The organism is Caldithrix abyssi DSM 13497, from assembly GCF_001886815.1.
In the GTDB taxonomy this organism is placed as follows: Bacteria; Calditrichota; Calditrichia; order Calditrichales; family Calditrichaceae; genus Caldithrix; species Caldithrix abyssi.
In genome coordinates this window covers 1,624,387-1,647,714 of record NZ_CP018099.1, presented here as the reverse complement: position 1 = coordinate 1,647,714, position 23,328 = coordinate 1,624,387, and the positions used below count along the sequence as shown (strand labels likewise).

At 51.9% G+C, this 23,328-nt stretch carries 4 protein-coding genes; all 4 read left to right on the top strand.

Annotated features, from left to right (window positions below; translation table 11 throughout):
* The first annotated feature begins 46 nt into the window (after nt 1–46).
* The gene (locus Cabys_RS06470) at nt 47–1,975 is read left to right on the top strand and encodes an Ig-like domain-containing protein (protein WP_006929435.1); all 1,929 of its coding nucleotides are present in this window, start codon (nt 47–49) and stop codon (nt 1,973–1,975) included.
* A gap of 146 nt (nt 1,976–2,121) precedes the next feature.
* Nucleotides 2,122–8,493, top strand: a complete 6,372-nt coding sequence (locus tag Cabys_RS06465) for a non-ribosomal peptide synthetase (RefSeq protein WP_006929434.1) — start codon at nt 2,122–2,124, stop codon at nt 8,491–8,493.
* 62 nt (nt 8,494–8,555) lie between these two features.
* Nucleotides 8,556–9,032 (top strand): endonuclease domain-containing protein, encoded by a 477-nt coding sequence (locus Cabys_RS06460; RefSeq protein ID WP_217183930.1) that lies wholly within the window; start codon nt 8,556–8,558, stop codon nt 9,030–9,032.
* A 633-nt stretch (nt 9,033–9,665) separates the two neighbouring features.
* Nucleotides 9,666–23,216 carry a non-ribosomal peptide synthetase gene (locus Cabys_RS06450; protein WP_006929432.1) on the top strand — a complete coding sequence of 4,517 codons (13,551 nt, stop codon included), beginning with the start codon at nt 9,666–9,668 and terminating at the stop codon, nt 23,214–23,216.
* Nucleotides 23,217–23,328 lie beyond the last annotated feature (112 nt).

The following is a 23,328-nucleotide window of genomic DNA, read 5'->3' as shown; positions in this document are numbered from 1 at the left end:
GGATTTATGCTATAATAAAAAAAACATTATGCGGAGGCCTTACATTATGAAAACAAGGATTGTCATTTTAATATTAGGTCTGGCCACAGCTATTCTGGCCACCACCTACCATACGCTACCGTTTAACGGGCAAAATGCCTTTGCGCCGGACGAAGATTTTATAACCAGCACCGATACCGTTTTGGCCTATTGCACCTGGGATGATCAGTACCTTTACCTGGGATTATCCAGCCCCTTTTTAGCGACGCCGAACGATACGGCGCGCGGTCGTTACGATTCGTTCTGGTACATCGACACCGATCCCCATCCTGACAATCCAAAATCAGGGCTGGGCACCGACCAGACCGGTTCTTATTTCATCCAGATCAATACCTCACAGCCCTGGTGGTTTGATGAACAAAGCTGGGAATTACCATTCTTTGCCGATTACAGAATCATTCCACGCTATTACAAAAAGGACTCGGTTTACGCTTCCTTTTACTACTACGACAGCGACTCAGCTCGATGGTTTTTTAGAGGCGACATTGACACTTCCCTGGCTAATTTGAATTACATCGACGGATATTACGAACTTCGTCTGCCGTTAGATTCGCTCAATTTCCCAACGGACATCAACATTCTGGGCTATTCGGTTGACGGTCAATGGGAAAGCGATATTTACTGGGACGATGAATACGGTTTTACCAGGGATGTTGGCGGTACTTTTGCCAGCTGGCCCTGGAGCTCGCTGGTTGGAGGCGATGGCGATTACCATACAAAAGGCAAATTTAACCACTGGTTCCATTTTCATCTGCAACCGGGCATTTCTCCCGATCAGGAAAACGATCCGCCGGTGGCCTCGCCCATCACCGGGCAAACCATCAACGAAGGCGAATCTTTTGCGGTTATTGATCTGAACAGTTACGTGTTTGACGACCTTACGCCCGACACCCTGTTGATCTGGACCACGGAAACCATCGATCTGATCGTCACTATCCAGGACAGCAACCAGGCGCAGGTTTCAACGCCCAATCCTAACTGGAACGGCACAGAAACCATCACCTTCATCGTAACCGACGAGGGCGGAAAATCGGACACCACCACTGGAACCTTTACGATGTTGGGAGACAATCAAATACCGGTCGCCGTCAATGATAGCAGCAATACCATCGAAGAACAAAGCGTTTCCATCAATCTGACCGCCAATGACAGCGACGCAGACAACGACTCGCTACATATCGACCGCATTTTAACCACGAACAACGGAACGGTCGTTATTGATAACGACAGCATGGTTACTTACACGCCGAACGTCGATTTCCACGGCACCGATTCTTTTGAATATGTGGTAACCGATGGCAACGGCGGACGCGATACAGCCACGGTTTTCGTAACTGTTGACAATCGCAACGATCCTCCGGAAATCGTCAATCTGCCAGATGTGATTAATATGACCACCAACGATTCGACCAAACTGTACATGATGGATTACGCCTACGATGTGGATACGCCCGATTCGCTGCTGACCTGGAGCTTTTCGGTCAATGATCCGGCCATCAGCTACGCCTACGACCAGACGACCGATACGCTGACCATTTACTCCCACGAAATAAACGGTGATTTTTATCTGTTCACCACCCTGACGGACGACAGCGGCGCCAGCGATCAGGACACCATTACCATCCGCGTGAGCGGAACCAGCGCTCTCGATCTGCGTTCGACGGCCATTCCCGATCAATTTACCGTGCTGCAAAATTTTCCGAACCCGTTTAATCCGTCAACCCATCTGGCCTTTGGCCTGACCAAATCGAGCGATGTTCAAATCGAAATCTTTAATATCCTTGGTCAGCGCGTTTTCAGCAAACGGCTGAGCGGCCTGTCCGCCGGTTTTCATACGGTGAAAGTTGACGCCGCCCGCTGGCCTGCCGGCATTTATCTTTATCGGATTTCGGCCGAAAACACTATGGTCATCAAAAAGATGGTACTGGTGCGCTGAAAAAACAGAAATTTTGGTGGGCTGTTAAAAATTTGTTTTCAAACTTGCGAATGTTATTTCTGATTTAAAATGGAAAGTTCAGGTTCTTAAGAGAAGAGCCTGAACTTTTTAACATAAATATTCTGAAAAAAAGGATGGCAGTTCAGATGAGCGAAAACATTAAAGACATCTACCCGCTTTCTCCTATGCAGCAAGGAATGCTGTTTCACACGCTTTTTGCTCCAGAAAGCGAAGTTTACACCGAACAGCTGGCCTGCACGTTTGTGGGCAATTTGAATATCGAGGCATTTAAAAAGGCCTGGGATGCCTTACTGCAAAGGCACGATGTACTGCGCAGCGCGTTTGTCTGGGAAGACCTGGAAGAGCCCCTGCAGGTCGTTTATCACGAAGTTGAGCTGCCCTTTGACGTGCAGGATTGGAGCAACCTGCCCAAAGATCAACAAAAGGCTCAAATCGACGCGCTAATCGACACGGAGCGTCAAAAGGGATTTGATCTGAACGAAGCGCCCCTGATGCGCATAAAATTGATCCGTTTAAACGAAAACGAAGTCTTCTTTCTCTGGAGTCACCACCACCTGCTCTTTGACGGCTGGGGCTTTGCCATTATCTTAAAAGAGCTATTTCAGCTTTATGAAGGTTACGAAAAAAATCAAGCGGTACACCTGCCTGCAGCCCGGCCTTTCCGCGATTACATCGCCTGGTTAAAAGCGCAGGACATGCAAAAGGCCGAAGCCTTCTGGCGAAAAAAACTGGCCGGCTTTTACGCGCCCACCCCGCTGGTGGTCGATCGCAAAACCGACCGACCTGGCAATGAATACCCCAAAATAAGAAGAGAGTACGGCAAAGAGCTCTCCGCCCGGGCGGAACAGTTTACCAGAGAATATCAGGTTACGCTCAACACCCTGTTTCAGGGCGCGCTGGCGCTCATTCTTGCCCGATACAGTTCTGAGAACGATGTGCTTTTCGGCTCCACGGTATCTGGCCGGCCAACGGAAATTCCCGGCATCGAAGGCATGGTCGGGTTGTTTATTAACACGCTTCCCATCCGCGTTCAAATCGACGAGCAAGTAAAAGTTAAAGACTGGCTCCAGACTCTGCAGTTACAAAACGCGGAAATGCGCCAATACGAATACACGCCGCTGGTCAACATCCACAAATGGAGCGACGTTCCCGGCGCCCAGCCCTTGTTTGAAGCGCTACTGGTTTTTGAAAACTACCCTGTAAGCGAGACTCTTTCGCAATCCAGCGCTTCTTTGCAAATTAAAGATGTCCGATCCGTCGAAAAGACAAATTACCCATTGACCATTGTTACGGCGCCGGGACAGACTTTAACGCTGGACATCGCCTACGACGCCAATCGCTTTGATCGGCAAACCATCGAACGTTTGCACGATCATTTTGAACGCGTGATGGAACAGATCGTCTTTAATCCGCAACAAACACTGGCCGATATTGAGCTGGTCAACGCCCGGGAAAAGGAAAAACTTTTAAACGAGTGGAGCGGAACGAAAAAGCCCTTTCCGCAGGACAAAACCATCCAGCAGCTTTTTGAAGCGCAGGCCGCCAAACAGCCGCAGGCCATTGCCGTTGATTTCCAGGATCAAACGCTGACTTACCAGCAGCTTAATCAAAAGGCCAATCAACTGGCCCACTTTCTGCGGCAGAAAGGCGTTAAACCCGAAACCATTGTGGGTATTTCTCTCAACCGTTCGTTGGAAACGGTCATTGCCGCCCTGGCTGTTTTAAAATCGGGCGGCGCTTACCTGCCCATCGATCCCGACTATCCGCAGGAACGCATCGATTACATGATTGAAGATTCCGGTATCCGCCTGTTAATTACAGAAGACGGCCTGTTTGACCGCTTCTCAAAACAAAATCTGCAACTCATCTCATTGTGGAAAGACAAAGCGCAAATCGAAGCGCAGCCCACAGATAATCCGGAACATGTGAATGCGCCGCAAAATCTGGCGTTCATTATTTACACCTCCGGCTCTACCGGCAAGCCGAAGGGCGTGATGCTGCAGCATCGCGGCATGATCAACTTCTTGCAAAACATGGTAACCGATTTTAATCTCGGTCCGGGCAAGACCATGTTGCAAATAGCATCGTTTAGTTTTGACGCGGCCGCCAGCGAGATTTTTTCCGCCCTGACCGGCGGCGCAACCGTGCAAATGATCGAGCGGGAAACGCTGCTTTCCATCGATAAACTGGTCGATTTTTTAAACCGCAAACGCGTGACAACCGCCACCTTTCCGCCTTCGCTGTTAACCTTACTGCCCGAAGAGCGCCTGCAATCCATAGAAACCATCATCTCAGTCGGCGACGTTTGCCCCTGGGAGCTGGCCAGACGCTTCAAAAACAAATTCCATTTTGTTAACGGTTACGGCCCAACAGAAGGCACAATCGGCGCCATCTGGGGAACGGTGGATGAGCGGCATGAAAACGATACGGTAAGCGCGCCCATCGGAAGGCCCATCGCCAACGCCAAAATTTACCTGTTAGACGCTCGACTCAAACCGGTTCCGGTTGGGGTTCCCGGCGAAATTCACATCGGCGGCGCCGGAGTTTCACGCGGCTATTGGAGCCGTCCCGACTTAACGGCAGAAAAATTCATACCCGATCCTTTTAGCAGCGAGCCGGGCGCGCGGCTGTACAAAACGGGCGATCTGGCCCGCTACCTGCCAGACGGACAGATCGAATTCATCGGGCGCGTCGATTTCCAGGTTAAAATTCGCGGCTTTCGTATTGAATTAGGCGAAATTGAAGCCCAGATTCTCAAACACCCGGCGGTTAAGGATGCCGTGGTAACGGCCAGAGGCAACAATCCCGACGACAAATACCTGGTCGCCTACTTTGTTCCGGAAGAAGGCCAGTCCGTTGACGGCAGTGAAATTCATGAATTCATCAAAGGTCATTTGCCGGAATACATGACGCCGGCCGCTTATGTGCAGATGGAGAAATTCCCGTTAACGCCCAACGGTAAAGTTAATCGCCGCGCTCTGCCCGATCCGGAAGAGGCCGACCGCATTGCTCAAGAATACGTGGCGCCCTCCACGCCGGAAGAAGAATTACTGGCTTCCATCTGGGAAGATATCTTAAAAGTCGAGCGCGTCGGCGTAAGCAGCAACTTTTTCGATCTGGGCGGACATTCTTTACTGGCCACACAACTGGTTTCCAGAATTCGCGATGCCTTTGATGTGGAAATTCCTTTAAAGGAGATTTTTGCCTTTCCCACCGTGCGCCAGCTTTCCATGCGCCTGCAGGCGTACAAGGCCGGCGAAGGCCAGTTGCAGGCGCCGCCCATCGAAAAGGCCGACCGCAGCGGAAAGTTGCCGCTCTCTTTTGCGCAGCAGCGTCTGTGGTTTTTGGATCAGCTACAACCAGGCAGCTCCTTTTACAACATTCCGGGCGCCGTACGCCTGATTGGCGATTTGAACGTGGAAGCGCTGGAAAAAAGTTTGAGCGAGGTGGTGCGACGCCACGAAACCCTGCGCACCACCTTTGACGACGAAAACGGCAAACCGTTTGTAGTCATCCATGAAGCGCAGCCGGTTAAACTGCCGGTCACCGATTTGAGCGGACTGCCCGAAGAAGAGCAAAAGCAGCAGCTTAAAAAATTGACGCTGGAAGAAAATCGCAAACCCTTTGATTTAAAAACCGGTCCCCTGTTCCGCGCGCAGTTGATCCGCCTGAACGAACAGGAGCACGTTATTTTATTAACCATGCACCACATCATCTCCGACGGCTGGTCCATGGGCATCTTTATGCAAGAAATTGCCACTTTTTACAAACACATTGTGGAAGGCAAAGAAGCGCGTCTGCCGGAGCTGGAAATTCAGTACGTGGATTACGCCGTGTGGCAGCAAAACTGGTTAAAGGGCGAAACACTGCAAAAGGAACTGGATTTCTGGAAACAAACCCTGGGCATGGATCCGCCTGTTCTGGAACTGCCAACCGATTTCCCGCGTCCGGCCGTGCAAACCTTTAACGGCAAAACCATTTCTGTTAAAGTTGATCCGCAGCTTTCGCAAAAGATTAAAGAACTTAGCCGGGAAAACAATGTAACCGTGTTCATGACCCTGCTGGCCGCCTTTCAGTCGCTGCTGCACCGCTACAGCCGACAGGATGAAATTCTGGTGGGTTCGCCCATCGCCAATCGTAATCGTTCAGAAACGGAAAAACTCATTGGCTTTTTCGTCAACAACATCGTCATTAAAGGCGATTTCAGCGAACGGCTGGAATTTAGCGAACTGCTGCAGCAAATCCGTGAAAACACGCTGAACGCTTACGCCCATCAGAACGTGCCGTTTGAACAGATTGTGGATGCGCTGGTCACCAAACGCGAGATGAGTCATTCGCCGCTCTTTCAGGTGATGTTCGTCATGCAAAACCTACCGGAAGCGCGCTTTGAATTGCCCGGCCTGACCATGCGTTCGGCCGAAGAAGAAGCCGGTTCGGCCAAGTTTGACCTGAGTTTGATCGTTACCGAAGCGGGCGACCATTTCAATTTCGATTTTGAATTCAATACCGACCTGTTCAAAGAATCGACCATCCGACGCATGCAACAGCACCTGCTCAACTTTTTACGCGCCGTAACCGAAGATGCGGATCAACCGATCGATTTAATCAATTATCTTTCCGAAGACGAACTGAAAACCTTGCTGCACGACTGGAATCAGACAGCAACGCCGTTTGACCGCCATTTGTGCGCGCATCAAAAGTTTGAGCAATGGGCGCAGGAGCAGCCCCAATTACTGGCCGTGGAACACAACGGTCAAACACTCTCTTACGAAGAACTAAACCGCAAGGCCAATAAGCTGGCCCACTACCTGCGCGCATTAAACATCAAACCGGACGATCGTGTGGGCATTTGCCTGGAACGTTCGCTGGAGATGATCGTGGGCATCATGGCCGCCCTTAAAGCGGGTGCAGCCTTTTTACCGCTCGACCCGGCCTATCCGGACGAACGCCTGCAGTACATGATCCACGATTCGCAACTTAAAATCGTGCTGACCCAACAGCCCTTGCAGGAGCGATTGCAAAACTTTGGGGCGCAGACCCTGGCCTTAGACAGTCAATGGGCGCAAATTGAACCTCAGCCGGAAGAAAATCTTCCGAACATTACCACGCCCTTGAATCTGGCGTATGTGATTTATACCTCGGGCTCAACCGGCAAACCCAAGGGTACTCTGCTGCCCCATCGCGGATTGTTGAATCTTGCTAACGAACAGCGTAAGGCCTTTAACATTACTGCGCAAAGCCGCATTCTGCAGTTTTCGTCACTGAGCTTTGACGCCTCTGTCTGGGAGACCGTGATGGCCCTGCTAAACGGCGCGGCATTGATCCTGGTTGACCGCCAGATTCTGGCATCCGGCGATTTGCTGGTGCAAAAGATGAAAGAAAAAGAGGTAACCACCGTTACCCTGCCGCCTTCGGTTCTGGCCGTTTTTCCGCACGAACCACTGCCGGCGTTGAAAACCATCATTACCGCCGGTGAAAAGTGTCCGCAGGAGCTGGTCAAAATCTGGGGCGTGGGGCGTCAGTTCGTCAACGCCTACGGGCCGACCGAAACCACGGTTTGCGCTTCCATGTACAATGCCGATCCGGCGCAGGAAAATGATCCGCCGATCGGCAAACCCATTGGCAACTTTGAACTTTACATACTGGATCAAAACTTGCTACCTGTCCCTGTGGGAGTTCCCGGGGAACTATGCGTTGGCGGTGTTGGTCTGGCGCGCGGTTATCTAAACCGCGCCGACCTCACTGCTGAAAAATTTGTGCCTGATCCCTTCAGCGGACGACAGGGCGACCGCCTGTACCGCACCGGCGATCTGGTTCGCTACCAGGAAGACGGCAACATCCAATTTTTAGGACGCATCGACTTGCAGGTGAAGGTACGCGGTTTCCGCATCGAACTGGGCGAAATCGAAGCCGTACTGCGCGAAGTGCCGCAGGTTAAAGATGTGGTGGTCATGGCTCGCGAAGACATTCCCGGAGACAAACGATTGGTGGCCTATCTGGTGTGCGATGAACCTCAGCCCGAAATCAGTCAGATTCGCGATCAGATAAGTAAAGAACTGCCTGACTACATGGTGCCTTCGGCTTATGTTTTTCTGGATGCCATGCCGCTAACGCCCAACGGCAAAATCGACCGCAGGGCGCTGCCCAAACCGCAATTGGATCGTTCGGCCGTTCAGGCGGAATACATTGCGCCGCGTAACGATGTGGAAGAAAAATTGACGCAAATTGTCGGCGAACTGCTGAATATCGAAAAAGTGGGCATCCACGACAACTTTTTTGAACTGGGCGGCCATTCGCTACTGGCCACGCAATTTATGTCGCGACTGCGCACAACCTTTGGCGTTGAAATGCCGTTAATCAAACTGTTTGAAAAACCGACCGTTGCAGGGCTGGCCGAAGAGGTGGAAAAAGCAAAACAACAACCGGCCAAAGCCGCGCCGCAGATTAAGCGTGTGGCCAGAGAGAGAAGAAAAATGAAGAAGGATCAACTGCGGTAGGGGTGTTTCCCCGCCCCCTTAATCCCCACAAAGTGGGAGAGAGGGAAATAAATTCGTCCAAAGTGGGAAAACTTACGACTTTACACAATGCCTTGACCTTACTTGCCCCTTCTCCCAATTTTTGGGAGAAGGGGTTGGGGATGAGGGCTATGAGAATTAAACCCGAAGTCAGAAAATTGGCTTTACAAACAGCAAGACATTTGAGAAAGAATCAAACTGATGCTGAAAAAATTTTTTGGCAACATGTAAGAAATAAAAATTTTAAAGGACTGAAATTCAGACGACAAAAGCCAGTCTTTTACGAATATAATCAAAGGCAGAAATTTTTTATCTGCGATTTCATTTGCCCAAAAGCCAAACTGATCATTGAAATTGACGGGGGAATTCACGAAAAACAAAAAGAATACGATAAACATAGAAAAGAAATAATCCAATTAAAACAGTTTAAAATACTAAGATTTAAAAATGAAGAAATACTTAACAATATTGATGAGGTTTTCAATAAAATAGAAGAATGTCTTTTCAAGACGAAAGATTAGTTAAAGTTTTTAAGGCGTGTTACTTAAATTCGGTAACAATCCAACAAATTGGGAAAGAGTTTCGTTCAAGGGAAAACTTTGAATTTTACGCAATGCTTTGATTAAATTGCCCGAAATTTGCCCCCACCCCCTTAATCCCCCTCCCCCACACAAAGTGGGAGAGGGGGAAAAGATCTCGTTCAAGGAGGGCAAACTTTACAACTTTACGCAATGCCTTGACCTTAATTGCCCCTTCTCCCAATCTTTGGGAGAAGGGGTTGGGGATGAGGGCTAAAAAGAGAAACAACTCCACAAAGTAGTTTGGCATGAAAAATGGAGCGCCATAGATTAAAAACAGTTTTTGCCACCACCGAGTGGTTAAGGAGGAAAAGATTTCGTTCAGTAAATAAAAACTTTAGTTTTGCGCAATGCCTTGATCTAATTTGCCCCTTCTCCCAGTTTCTGGGAGAAGAGGTTGGGGATGAGGGCTAAATAAAAAAACCTGATAAAGTGAGCAGGAATTTCGCTCAACGAAAAGAATCGTTACCTTTTACGCAATGCCTTGACCTTAATTGCCCCTTCTCCCAATCTTTGGGAGAAGGGGTTGGGGATGAGGGCTAAAATAAAAAAAAACATTTAAAAAAGGAAAGATAAATGTCCGTTGACCAGACTACAGAATTTGAAGCATTCGATTCAACGCCTTTTGACGAAGACGAAGTTTACGTGTTTCCTTCTTCCTTCGGGCAGCGTCGTTTCTGGTTTTTAGATCAGTTTGAGCCTGGCAGTCCATATTACAACATTCCGCTGGCCATTCGCGTGCGCGGGGCCTTTGATGTGCAAATTTTTAAAAAGGTCATTAACGAAATCATCGAGCGCCACGAAATTTTACGCACCACTTTCTGGGCGCAAAACGGCGAGCCCATGCAAATCATCCATCCGGAGATGAAGCTGGAAATTCCTCTGGTCGACCTGACATCCCTTGCCGCAGACAAAAAAGACGCGGAAATTAAACGACTGGCCACGGTCGAGGCGCGCACGCCCTTTGATCTGGCCAAAGGGCCGTTGTTCCGCGTAAAAATTCTGAAAGCCGGCGAAAACGACCATGTGGTACTGATCACCATGCACCACATCATTTCCGACGGCTGGTCGATCGGCGTGCTGGTCAAAGAAATCACGGCCATATACGCCGCCTTCAGTCAGGGATTGCCCAATCCCCTGCCCGAACTGGAAATTCAATACGCCGACTTTGCCGAATGGCAACGAGAATATTTACAGGGCGAAGTTCTGGAGGAACAACTCCAATTCTGGAAAGAGCAATTGGGCGACAATCCCCCCCCCTTAGAATTACCGACCGACCGACCGCGACCGCAAATTCAATCGAACGTCGGTTCGTCGGAACGCGTGATCTTTCCGGCTGAATTGACCAACAAACTGAATCAACTGGCGCGGCGCGAAGGCGGCACTCTGTTCATGGTGCTTTCCGCGGCTTTAAAAACGCTATTAGCCCGCTACTCCGGCCAAAAAGACATCAGCATTGGCACGCCCATTGCCAATCGCAACCGTGCAGAAATCGAACCGCTGATCGGACTGTTCATCAATACCCTGGTGTTGCGCAGCCGCCTGGACGACAACCCCACCTTTCGCGAATTTTTGCAACGCGAAAAAAACATTACCTTAAACGCTTACGATCATCAGGATTTGCCTTTCGAGTATCTGGTTGACGCCCTGCAGCCCGCGCGAGACATGAGCTACCCGCCCCTGTTTCAGGTGATGCTCATTCTGCAAAACGCGCCCATGAAAGGCACGCGCGTGGGAGATATTTCCTTTGAACAGATTGACGTGGACATGGGCACTTCCACACACGATTTGACCTTTTCCATTACAGAAGGCAGCAGCGGCCTGATCGTCGACATCGAATACAACACCGACCTGTTTGACCGCTCCACCATTCAGCGCTTGGGACGCCATTTTAAACAATTGTGCGAAGCGCTGGTGGAAGATCCTGAGCAGCGTGTGCTGAATGTGAACTTTCTTGCGCCGGACGAACGGCAGCGCATTTTAGTGGAATGGAACGCCACCCAGGCGCCCCGCGATCCGCACCTTTGCATTCACCATCTGTTTGAAAAAAGAGCGGCCGAAACGCCAGACGCTCCGGCTGTGGTGGCGCCCGATCAGACGCTGACCTACGACCAGCTCAACAGGCAGGCCAACCAACTGGCGCGTCTGCTGCACCGACAGGGCGTTCGTCCGGAAACCGTGGTGGGCGTGATGCTCGAGCGTCAGGCTCATCTGCTGGTGGCCGTGCTTGGCGTACTTAAGGCCGGCGGCGCCTATTTGCCGCTTGATCCTTCTTACCCGGAAGAGCGGCTTAACTACATGTTAGAAGACGCCGGCGTTACCTTTTTAATCACCCAGAGTAGTTTAAAAGACCTGCTTCCCCACTTTGAGGGGCGCGTCCTTTTAATGGACGAAGACCGGGCACAATTTACCCAATTGCCGGATGACAACCCGGCTTTTCCGGTTACGCCGGAAAATCTGGTTTACATGATTTACACTTCGGGCTCTACCGGCAAAGCAAAAGGAACCATGATTCAACATCGCTCGCTGGTTAACGCCTATCTGGCCTGGGAAACAGCCTACGAACTGCGCACCCGGGCGCGTTCGCACTTGCAAATGGCCAGTTTTTCCTTTGACGTATTCTCCGGCGACTGGACGCGCGGACTTTGTTCCGGCGGAAAACTGGTGCTTACGCCGCGCGAAATTTTACTGGAAGCAGCCGAACTTTACGATCTGATGCGTAGCCAACAGGTTACCATTGCCGAGTTTGTGCCGGCCGTGCTGCGCAATTTAATCCAGTACCTGGAAGAAACCAACCAGAAGCTGGACTTTTTCCGCAATTTGATCGCCGGCTCCGACATCTGGTACGTCAGCGAGTATAAAAAGTTTTTAGGCTTTACCGGTCCTGAAACACGGCTAATCAACTCATTCGGTCTGACCGAAGCCACCATCGACAGCACCTATTTTGAAAGCCGGGAACTGAACATGCCCGGCGACCGGCTGGTGCCCATTGGCAAACCCTTCGAAAACATGACTGTTTATATTTTAGACGAATTTTTACAACCCGTGCCCATTGGCGTACGCGGCGAATTGTACGTGGGCGGCATGGGGCTGGCCCGCGGCTACTTTAACCGTCCCGATTTAACCGCCGAGCGCTTTTTACCCGATCCCTTCAGCAGCCAGCCCGGCGCGCGCATGTACAAAACCGGCGATGTGGCCCGCTACCTGCCGGACGGCAACATTGAATTTTTAGGGCGCGCCGACGATCAGGTTAAAATTCGCGGCTTCCGAGTGGAACTGGGCGAAATCGAAACGGCCCTGAACGAGCATCCGGACATCCAGAGCGCCGCGGTTGTGCTGCGCGAAGACACGCCAGGCGACAAAAAATTGATCGGCTACTTTGTGCCCGCCGCCGGAAAGTCGCTGACCAACAAAGAACTACGCCATTTTCTGCTGGATCGTTTGCCGGAGTACATGGTGCCTTCCGCTTTTGTGGAGCTGGAAGAGATGCCTCTAACGCCCAACGGCAAGGTCAATCGCCGCGCCCTTCCCCGACCGGATCAAAAGCTTTTGCTGGAAACCATCGAAATGGAATACGAGGCGCCGCGCACGCCAACCGAAGAAGTTCTGGCGGAAATTTACAGTCAACTGCTGTCGGTGGAAAAAGTGGGATCGAACCACAATTTCTTCGAATTAGGCGGACACTCTCTGCTGGCCACGCAGCTGGTTTCGCGCATTAAAGAACGTTTTGGCATCGATTTGCCGTTGCGCCACGTTTTTGAAAAACCAACCGTCGGCGGCCTGGCCATGGCCATCGATCAACAAAAGCTGGCCAGCGAGGGCATTCAAATACCGCCCATCGTGCCGGTCAGCCGCGATCAGGAGCTGCCGCTCTCTTTTGCCCAGCAGCGTCTGTGGTTTCTGGCCCAGCTCGAGCCGGACAGCCCCTTTTACAATTTACCGGAGACCTACCGCATTGTCGGGCCCCTTAAAGTGGACGTGTTGCAACGCAGCCTGAACGAGGTGATTAAGCGTCACGAGGCGCTGCGCACTACCTTCCACAACCGCGACGGCGAACCCGCGCAGGTCATTCACGAACCGTTTGAAGTAAAAATTCCCGTTACCGATTTAACGCATTTGCCCCCTGCCGAGCGCCAGGCCGAAGTGGAACGTCTGGTTAACGAGCAGGCCTGGCGTTCCATTGCCATTGACCGTCTGCCGCTCTTTCACCTGGAGCTGGTGCGCACGGGCATCAACGAACACGTTATCATCTTAATCATGCACCACATCATCGGCGACAATTGGTCCACCAACGTCTTGCTACGCGAAATGGCCATCATTTACGACGCTTTTAGCCGCGGGGACGATTCGCCCCTGCCGCCGCTGCAAATTCAATACGCCGATTTCGCCTACTGGCAACGTAACTGGTTAAAAGGCGAAGTACTGGAAAAAGAGATCGAATTCTGGAAAGAACAATTAGCCGGCGCCCCGCCGGTGCTGGAACTGCCGACTGATCGGCCGCGTCCGGCCGTGCAAACCTTTAACGGCTCTTACAAAACCTTCCACCTGTCGCCGGAAGTATCCAGCGCTTTAAAAAAGCTGGCACATAAAGTAGGCGCCACGGAATTCATGACCCTGCTGGCGTTGTTTCAAACCATGTTGTACCGCTACTCTGGCCAGGACGACATCGTCATCGGCACGCCCATTGCCAATCGAAATCATCCGGAAATCGAAAACCTGATCGGCTTTTTTGTAAATACGCTGGCCATCCGCACGCGTTTTGAAGATCGGCCTTCCTTTTTACAGCTACTCAAACAGGTACGCGAAACGGCCCTTGCCGCCTATGCCCACCAGGATCTGCCATTTGAAAAGTTGGTCGACGCCCTGCAGCCGGAACGTAATTTGAGTCATTCCCCCATCTTTCAGGTGATGTTCGCGCTGCAAACTTCTGGCCGCTCCGAAATGCAGGCGCCGCATTCCGAACTGCAGCTGCAGCCCATCGAAGCGCACAGCAAAACCGCTAAATTCGACATGACGCTCTTTATGTTAGAAGAAGCCGACCACTTCAGCGGCGCGCTGGAATTCAACACCGATCTGTTCGACGAAGACACCATTGAGCGCTTTGTGCGGCACTTTACGCGGTTGGCCGAAGCGCTGGTTCAACAACCCGACACGCCCGTTGACCGTATTGACTTCCTCCCTGCGGAAGAAAAACGTTTACTGCTGGAAGCCTGGAACGGCAAACAGGCGCTGCCCGTTCTCACTGGCACCGTGGTGGACATGTTCGAGCGTCAGGCCGCCGCCAGCCCCGAGGCCATAGCCGTGGAGATGGAAGGACAGCGGTGGACTTACGCCGAACTCAATCAACGCGCCAATCAACTGGCCCATTATCTGTTAGCGCGCGGCGTACAGCGCGATCAACTGATCGGCGTGGCTGTGGAACGCTCGCCGCAAATGTTAGCGGCGCTTTTAGGCATTTTAAAAGCCGGCGCTGCTTACGTGCCGCTGGATGTAAATTATCCGCAGGAACGGCTTAAATTCATGATTGAAGACGCCGGTCTAAAACTGATCATTACCAGCGAACAGTCCGCCGTAAAATTACCCGCTCATCAGGCGGCGCTCATCAAAATAGACACCGACTGGCTGGCCATTGCCACCGGCAGCGAGGCCAATCCTGGCCTGGCCATTGAACCGCAAAACCTTTGTTACGTGATCTACACTTCCGGTTCCACCGGCCGCCCCAAGGGCACGCTGATCCACCATCAGGGACTGTCCAACTACCTTAACTGGATCGTTTCCACCTATCCGGTGCAAAAGGGAATCGGTTCGCTGGTGCATTCCACCCTGGCCTTCGACGCCACGGTAACGGCCATCTACTCGCCGCTTATTACCGGCAAAACGGTTTACCTGCTGCCGGACGACACGGAAATCGACGCCCTGGGAGAGGCCCTGCTGCGCTACCGCAATTTCAGTTTAATTAAGATAACGCCGGCCCATCTGGAACTATTGAGCAAGCAAATTCCGCCTCACGAAGCGGCCGATTTAACGCACGCCTTCATCATTGGCGGCGAAAACCTGACCGCCGACCAGATTGAGTTCTGGCAGCAGCACGCGCCGGAGACTCTGCTGTTTAACGAGTACGGTCCTACCGAAACCGTGGTCGGCTGTGTGGTATTCGAAGCTCGCCAGTGGCACGGAAGCGGCTCTGTGCCCATCGGACAGGCCATCTTCAACACGCGCGTTTACGTACTGGACGACCATCTGCAGCCAACGCCCATTGGCGTGCCCGGCGAACTGTACATCGGCGGGATAGGCGTGGCGCGCGGCTACCTGAAGCGCCCGGACCTGACGGCCGAACGTTTTATTCCATATCCTTTCTCCAATGAGCCCGGCGCGCGCCTTTACAAAACCGGCGACCTGGTGCGTTACCTGAAAAATGGACAATTAGAATTCATCGGCCGCGTGGATCATCAGGTTAAAATCCGCGGTTACCGCATCGAACTGGGCGAAATCGAAAATGTTTTGCAGGAAAACGATCAGGTGCAGGACGCGGTGGCGGTAGTGCGCAGCGATTTTGCCAACGATCCGCGTCTGGTGGCTTACATCATTCCCGCCGACAAAGAGACCTTTGACGAGGCAAGTTTACGGGCCTTTTTAAAAGAACGATTACCCGATTACATGGTGCCCGGCTGGTTTGTGCTGTTAGAACGTTTTCCGCTGACGCCCAACGGCAAAATCGACCGCAAAGCCCTGCCCCGTCCCGATTACGCGCAGAGTGAAAAACAAGAAGAATGGGTCGCGCCGCGCACGCCGGACGAAGAAATATTAGCCGGCATCTGGCAAGAAATTTTACACCTGCCGCAGGTGGGCGTGCACAACAACTTTTTTGAGCTGGGCGGGCACTCGCTGCTGGCCACGCAGTTGATGTCGCGCATTCGCGAGGCCTTTGGCGTGGAACTGCCGCTGAAAGATCTGTTTGAGGCTCCGACCATTGCCGAACTCACCTTAAAGATCGAGCAAGCACGATTGCAAACCACAGGCGTTAAAATACCGCCGCTGACGCGCCAGCCGCGCAGCGGCCAGTTGCCGCTCTCATTTGCCCAGCAGCGTCTCTGGTTTTTAGATCAACTTTCACCGGACAGCCCTTTTTACAACATTCCGGCCGCCGTGCGCATTAAGGGCCAGCTTAATGTTCAGGCATTAGAGAAGGCCGTTAATGAAATCATCCGTCGTCACGAAGTGTTGCGCACCATTTTTGTGAACAACAACGGTCAGCCGGCGCAAAAGATTCTGGATGACGTGTCCTTCGAACTGCCGATTATCGATCTGCAAAACGAAAGCGATCGGGATGAAAAAGTGCGTCGGCTGCTGAACCGGGACGCCATGCAACCGTTTAAGCTGGATCGCTGGCCGCTGTTCCGTTTGCAACTGGTAAAACTGTCCGAACACGATTTTATTTTCATGTTCACCATGCACCACATCATCTCCGACGGCTGGTCCACCAGCGTGTTCATGCGCGAAGTGGGCGCGCTTTACGAGGCGTTCAGCAAGGGGCTGCCTTCGCCGCTGCCGGAGTTGCCCATTCAATATGCCGACTTTGCAGCCTGGCAACGCAGCTGGCTTAAAGACGATGTTTTGCAAGAACAGCTCAATTACTGGAAAGAAAAGATCGGTATTAATCCGCCGGTGTTAAACCTGCCGCTGGATCATCCGCGCCCGCCGGTGCAAACCTTTAACGGCGATGCGGTGGCCGGTCAATTGCCTGAAGACATCTCTGGAAAATTGAATCGCCTGGCGCAGCAGTACTCGGTAACGCCCTTCATGGCTTTGCTGGCCGTCTTTCAAACTCTGTTGCACCACTACGCCAATCAGGACGAAATTCTGGTCGGTTCGCCCATTGCCAATCGCAACTACCGCGCCACCGAAGATTTAATCGGCTTCTTTGTCAACACCCTGGTGCTGCGCTCCGATTTTAATCTGGTAAACACCTTTGAAGAACTGCTGGCGCAGGTGCGCGAAACCACCCTGGGCGCCTACGCCCATCAGGATCTGCCGTTCGAACAACTGGTAGAGGTGCTACAGCCGGAACGCGATATGAGCCATTCGCCGCTTTTTCAGGTAATGTTCGTGCTGCAAAACACCCCGCCCGGCAGCCAGAGCATGGAATTTCCCACCATTCGTCTGGAAGTGTTAGAAGCCGAAGAACGCACGGCCAAATTCGACCTGACGCTGGTCATGGCCGAAAGTCCTGAGGGCTATTTTTACGAATTTGAGTACAATACCGATCTTTTTGAGAAGAGCACCATTGAACGCATGGCGCGCCATTTTGAAATTTTGTTAAAGCAATTGGTCGAAAAGCCCGCTCAACCGCTGGCTCGTCTGGAACTGGTTAGCGGCCAGGAAAAGAAACAGATCGTAGAAGAGTGGAACCAGACGGACGCTGCCCTGCCGGAACAGGCAGTTATTCAAGCGCTGTTCGAACAGACCGTTGAACAATTTGCCGGTCGACCGGCGCTGGTGTACAAAGATCAAACCTTAACCTTTAAAGCGTTGAATGAAAAGGCCAATCGACTGGCGCACTACTTACGCGCGCGGGGCATTAAAGTGGAAATTCCCGTGGCCATTTCGGTGGAACGTTCGCCAGAAATGGTCATCGGCCTGCTGGCCATCCTGAAGGCCGGCGGCGTTTACCTGCCGGTAGATCCCGCCTACCCGCCGGAGCGCATCGCCTACATTGTGCAGGACGCCCGTCCGCCCCTGTTGTTGACGCAGGAAAAACTAAAACCGCTGTTTGAAGCGTACGATGTTCAAATTTTGACCTTTGAAGCTCTGGAAAAAGAGCTTGCCGGGCAACCGTCAGAAAATCCGCCCATTATCAACGAAGCGGAAAATCTGGCCTACATGATTTACACTTCGGGCTCCACCGGCCAGCCCAAAGGCGCCATGCTGGCGCACTGCGGTCTGGTTAATTTGACGCTGGAGCAGATTAAAGATTTCGCTCTGCAGCCGGAAAGTCGCGTGCTGCAGTTTGCCAGCTTCAGCTTTGACGCTTCGGTTTCCGAAATTTTTACCACACTGGTCAGCGGCGCCGCCCTTTACCTGATTGACCGCGACGAAATGCTGGACGTGGCTAAGGCCATCAACCGTTACCAGATTTCTGTGATCACCCTGCCGCCTTCGGTCTCTTCGCTGATCAATCCGCAGGAAGTGCCGTCGCTAAAAACTCTAATTTCTGCCGGCGAGGCCTGCTCGGTGCAACTGGCGCAAAAATGGCATAAACACCTCCGCTTTTTAAACGCTTACGGGCCAACGGAAAATACGGTTTGCGCTTCCCGTTATTTTGTGACCGAAAAGCCCAAAGGCAGCGCAGTGCCTATTGGCCGACCCATTGGCAATGTTGAGCTGTACATTCTAAATAAAGAGATGATGGTACTGCCGGTAGGCGTGCCGGGCGAACTGTACATTGGCGGCGTCAATCTGGCCCGCGGCTATTTAAATCGCCCCGATTTAACCGCCGAGCGCTTTGTGCCCCATCCCTTTGCCCGAAAGCCCGGTCAGCGTCTTTACAAAACCGGCGATCTGGCGCGTTTTCTGCCGGACGGCAACATTGAGTTTTTAGGACGCATCGATTTTCAGGTTAAAATTCGCGGTTTCCGCATCGAACTGGAAGAAATCGAAAATGTGCTGATGCAGCATCCGCAGGTGGAAGATGCCGTTGTGCTGGTGCGCGAGGATCAGCCCGGTCAAAAACTGCTTGCCGCCTATTGCGTGGCTTCTGGGGAGGAAGAACCGGACGCCGAAGCGTTAAAAGCGTTTTGCAAAAAATCGCTGCCGGACTACATGACGCCGCAGGCCATTTTGTTTCTGGAAGCCTTTCCGCTTACGCCCAACGGCAAAATCGATCGTCGCGCCCTGCCCGCGCCCGATTATGAGGCGCTGCAGGCCGAAAAATACGTGGCGCCGCGCACTTCGGAAGAAGAAGCGCTGGCCGCCATTTTTGCTGGAATTTTGAATCTGGAAAAAGTCAGCGTTACCGAAAGCTTCTTTAACCTGGGCGGACATTCTCTGCTGGCCACGCAGCTGGCCTCGCGCATCCGCGATGAATTTAACGTGGAAATTCCTTTAATCAGCATTTTTGAAAATCCCACCGTCGCCCAGCTGGTAACCGTTATTGAGGAGCAGCGTTTAAAGCAAAAAGGACCGCAGTTGCCGCCGTTTAAGCGCATACCGCGCGATCAGGACATTCCGCTCTCTTTTGCTCAGCAGCGTTTGTGGTTTCTGGATCAGCTTGCGCCGGACAATGCCACTTACAACATTCCCACGGCTTTAAAAATTAGCGGTCGCTTCAATTTGCCGGTGTTCGAAAAGACCTTAAACTTTTTGGTGGAGCGTCACGAAACCCTGCGCACGACCTTTGCCAATAAAAACGGTACGCCGGTGCAGGTCATCAAAGAGACGCTTAGCATCAAACCGGCGGTGGTGGATTTAACCCATCTGCCGGAAAAAGAACGCGAACGGGAAGCGCTGCGCCTGGCTACCGAAGACGCCATGGAACCGTTCGATCTGGAAATCGGGCCCCTGTTCCGCGTTAAGGTGCTTAAACTGGCCGACGACCAGCACGTGGTTCTGTTTAACATGCACCACATCATTTCCGACGGCTGGTCGGTGAGCATCCTCATTCGCGAATTTGCGCAGGTTTACGAAAGCTACTTAAAAGAGATGATTCCCCCGCTGCCCGATTTGCCCATTCAGTACGCCGATTTTGCCGTCTGGCAGCGCGAATGGCTGAGCGGCGACGTGCTACAGGAGCAAATCGATTACTGGAAATCAACCATCGGGCTTAACCCCGAGCCGCTGAACCTGCCCACCGATTTTCCCAGGCCGGCGGTTCAGACCTTTAACGGTTCCAGCTTAGACCGGCTTTATCCCAAAGAACTGCTGGAGCGGCTGAAAGCCTTTTCGCGAGAGAACGGCGCCACGCTGTTTATGACGCTGCTGGCTGCCTTTGAGGCGCTGCTCCACCGCTACAGCGGGCAGGATTCCATCCTGGTCGGTTCGCCCATCGCCAACCGCCGCCAGACCGAGCTGGAAAACCTGATCGGCTTTTTTGTCAACAATCTGGTGTTAAAAGGCGAGTTTGACGATGATCCCGATTTTGTAACCCTGCTGCAACGCGTGCGCAAAAATACGCTGGAGGCTTACGCGCATCAGGACCTGCCGTTTGAAAATCTGGTTGAAATTCTGCAGCCGGAGCGCGACATGAGCCATGCGCCCATCTTTCAGGTCATGTTTGTCATGCAAAACACGCCGGTGCAGCCCGTTCAGTTAAGCGATGTGCGTCTGGAGCCGATCATTCCCGAACAAAAAATAGCCAAGTACGATCTGTCGCTGGTGGTCATGGAAACGGAAGACGGTTTGTTTGCCGAGTTTGAGTACAACACCGATCTGTTTCGCAAAGAGACCATTGAGCGTTTGCACAACCATTTTCAAAAATTGCTGGAAGATGTTTTGCAAAGCCCGCAAAAGCCCGTTTCTACTCTATCTTTGATTACCGAACAGGAGTTGAAGCTCTTCACCAGAGAATGGAATCGGATTCCATCGGAGCCGCCGCTGGATGTTTGCATTCAAACGCTGTTTGAACAACGCGCTGCCCGCACGCCGGACAAAACGGCCGTGGTTTACGAAAACGAGCGTTTAACCTTTGAACAATTGAATATCCGCGCCAATCGACTGGCCCATTACCTGAGAGAGATCGGCGTAGGGCCGGAAAAAATCGTGGCCATCTCACTGGAACGCGGGCAGCAAATGATCATCAGCCTTTTAGCGGTTTTAAAAGCCGGCGGGGCCTATCTGCCCATCGATCCGGAATACCCGTCGGATCGACTGAACTACATGTTAAAAGACAGCCGGGCAAAATGGTTGATCACCAGCCAGCAGCTCAAAGAGAAATTTTCCGATTTTAGCGGTCAGTTGATAATTCAGGAAGAGATCGAATCCGTTTTAAAAGCCAAACCGGCCGACAACCCGCAAATCGTCAATCGACCGCAGAACCTGGCGTACATCATTTACACATCCGGCTCTACCGGTAGGCCCAAAGGAGTGATGCTCCAGCATCGTGGGCTGGTTAATCTGGTATTTTCTCTGGGCGGATTTTACGGGGTTAACGCGCAAAGCCGTACGCTGCAATTTGCATCGTTCAGTTTTGACGCTTCGGTAGAAGAAATTTTTAACACGCTGATCAACGGCGCCACTCTCTATCTGATCGATCGTCAAACATTGCTCTCCGGCACCGGACTGGTAAACGCCTTAAAATCGTACAAAATCACCAATGTAACCCTGCCCCCGTCGCTGCTTAACGTGCTCAATCCGCAGGATTTTCCGCACCTTAAAAATATTACCAGCGCCGGCGAAGCCTGCACGCCGGAGATTGCCAATAAATGGGCTCAGGGCCGTCGTTTTGTCAATGGCTACGGCCCCACAGAGAACACGGTTTGCGCCACAGTGTACAACGTTGAGGAGCCGTTGAAAGGCAATACGGTGCCCATTGGCCATCCCATACACAACGTGCAGGTTTACGTTTTAAATCGGGCCATGATTCACCAGCCCATTGGCGTGCCGGGCGAGTTGTACATCGGCGGGCCCGGCCTGGCGCGCGGCTATTTAAATCGCCCGGATTTAACAGCCGAACGTTTTGTGCCCAATCCCTTTTCTGAAAAGCCAGGAGAACGGCTGTACAGAACCGGCGACCTGGTGCGCTTTTTACCGGACGGCAATCTGGAATTTTTGGGCAGAATCGACAAACAGGTAAAAATCCGTGGTTTTCGCGTGGAACTGGGCGAAATTGAAGCCGCCATTCGCCAGCACAAAGGCGTAAAAGGCGCGGCCGTTAACGCCGTAAAAACCACGACAAACGAAACGGCGCTGGCGGCCTATCTGCTGGTGGAAGAGCGGGAAAAGTTTGACCTGGCAGCTCTTAAGCAAGAAATTAAAAAAATCCTGCCGGACTACATGGTGCCTGCGGCTTTTATTCTGCTGGATGAATTTCCTTTAACGCCCAATGGTAAAATTAACTACCGCGCCCTGCCGGTTCCGCAATTTGATCAATCGGGCGAAGTAAAACAGACGGTAAAGGCGCGCAACACGCTGGAAGCCCGCCTGGTGGACATCTGGAAAGAGGTTTTAGGCGTTACCACCATTGGCGTTACCGACAGCTTTTTTGAATTAGGCGGCCATTCCCTGCTGGCCATGAAGCTGCTGACGGCGGTTGAACAAAAACTGGGCAAGGATGTGAACCTGGTCAGCTTTTTCCGTGAACCGACCATCGAACACATGGCTCGACTCATCGAAGAAGACGCGCCGTTTGAATCTGGCGCCACGCTGGTTAAACTTAAAAGTGGAGACGACCGTCAGCCGCTGTTCTTTGTCCACCCCTCCGGCGGCAGCGTGCATCACTACGCCGAACTGGCCAAACTGCTAAAGACTCATCGTTCGGTTTACGGCATCCAGGCGCAGGGACTGGACGGCAAAATGCCTTTGCATCAAACCGTGGAAGACATGGCAAGCGCCTATATTCAGACCATTAAACAAAAACAACCACACGGTCCGTATTTAATTTCCAGCTGGTCTCTGGGCGTAATCATCGTACATGAAATGGCCCGGCAGTTCAAAGCCATGGGAGACGAAGTGGCCCTTGTTCTGCAGCTGGATCAGGGCCCGGACGTCACCTACGAAAAACCGGCCGATAACGCCGAGATGCTGGTCAATATGTTTAAGCGTTACTTTAAGTTAGACATCGATTACCTGCGCACACTGGATGAAGCCAGCCAGTTTAAGTTTGTGATTAAAAAGGCCAAAAAACATAAGGTCATTCCTCGTTTTGTGCGATTAAATGATTTTAAACGTTACATTCTGGTCAACGAAACACAAATCATGGCCTGGGTTAATTACCGCCAAAAACCGTACGAGGGCGAGATTGTTCTGTTGCGTTCCGAAGAGAACGCCAAGGCCGATCCGCCCGATCTGGGCTGGGCTAAGATGGTGCAAAAGGTGCGGATCATCGACGTGCCGGGTGATCACATTTCCATGCTGCTGCAGCCTCATGTCCAGATTGTGGCCGATAAGATTGACCGGTTGTTAAAAGATCTTTAAGCAGAATGAAAAAATGGAATTTACGTCTATCTTTTGCTTAACATCAAAACCAGTGAAGGTAAAAATCGTTAAATATTAGCTTAATTCAATATTCTTCTTGAGCAAAGAGAGA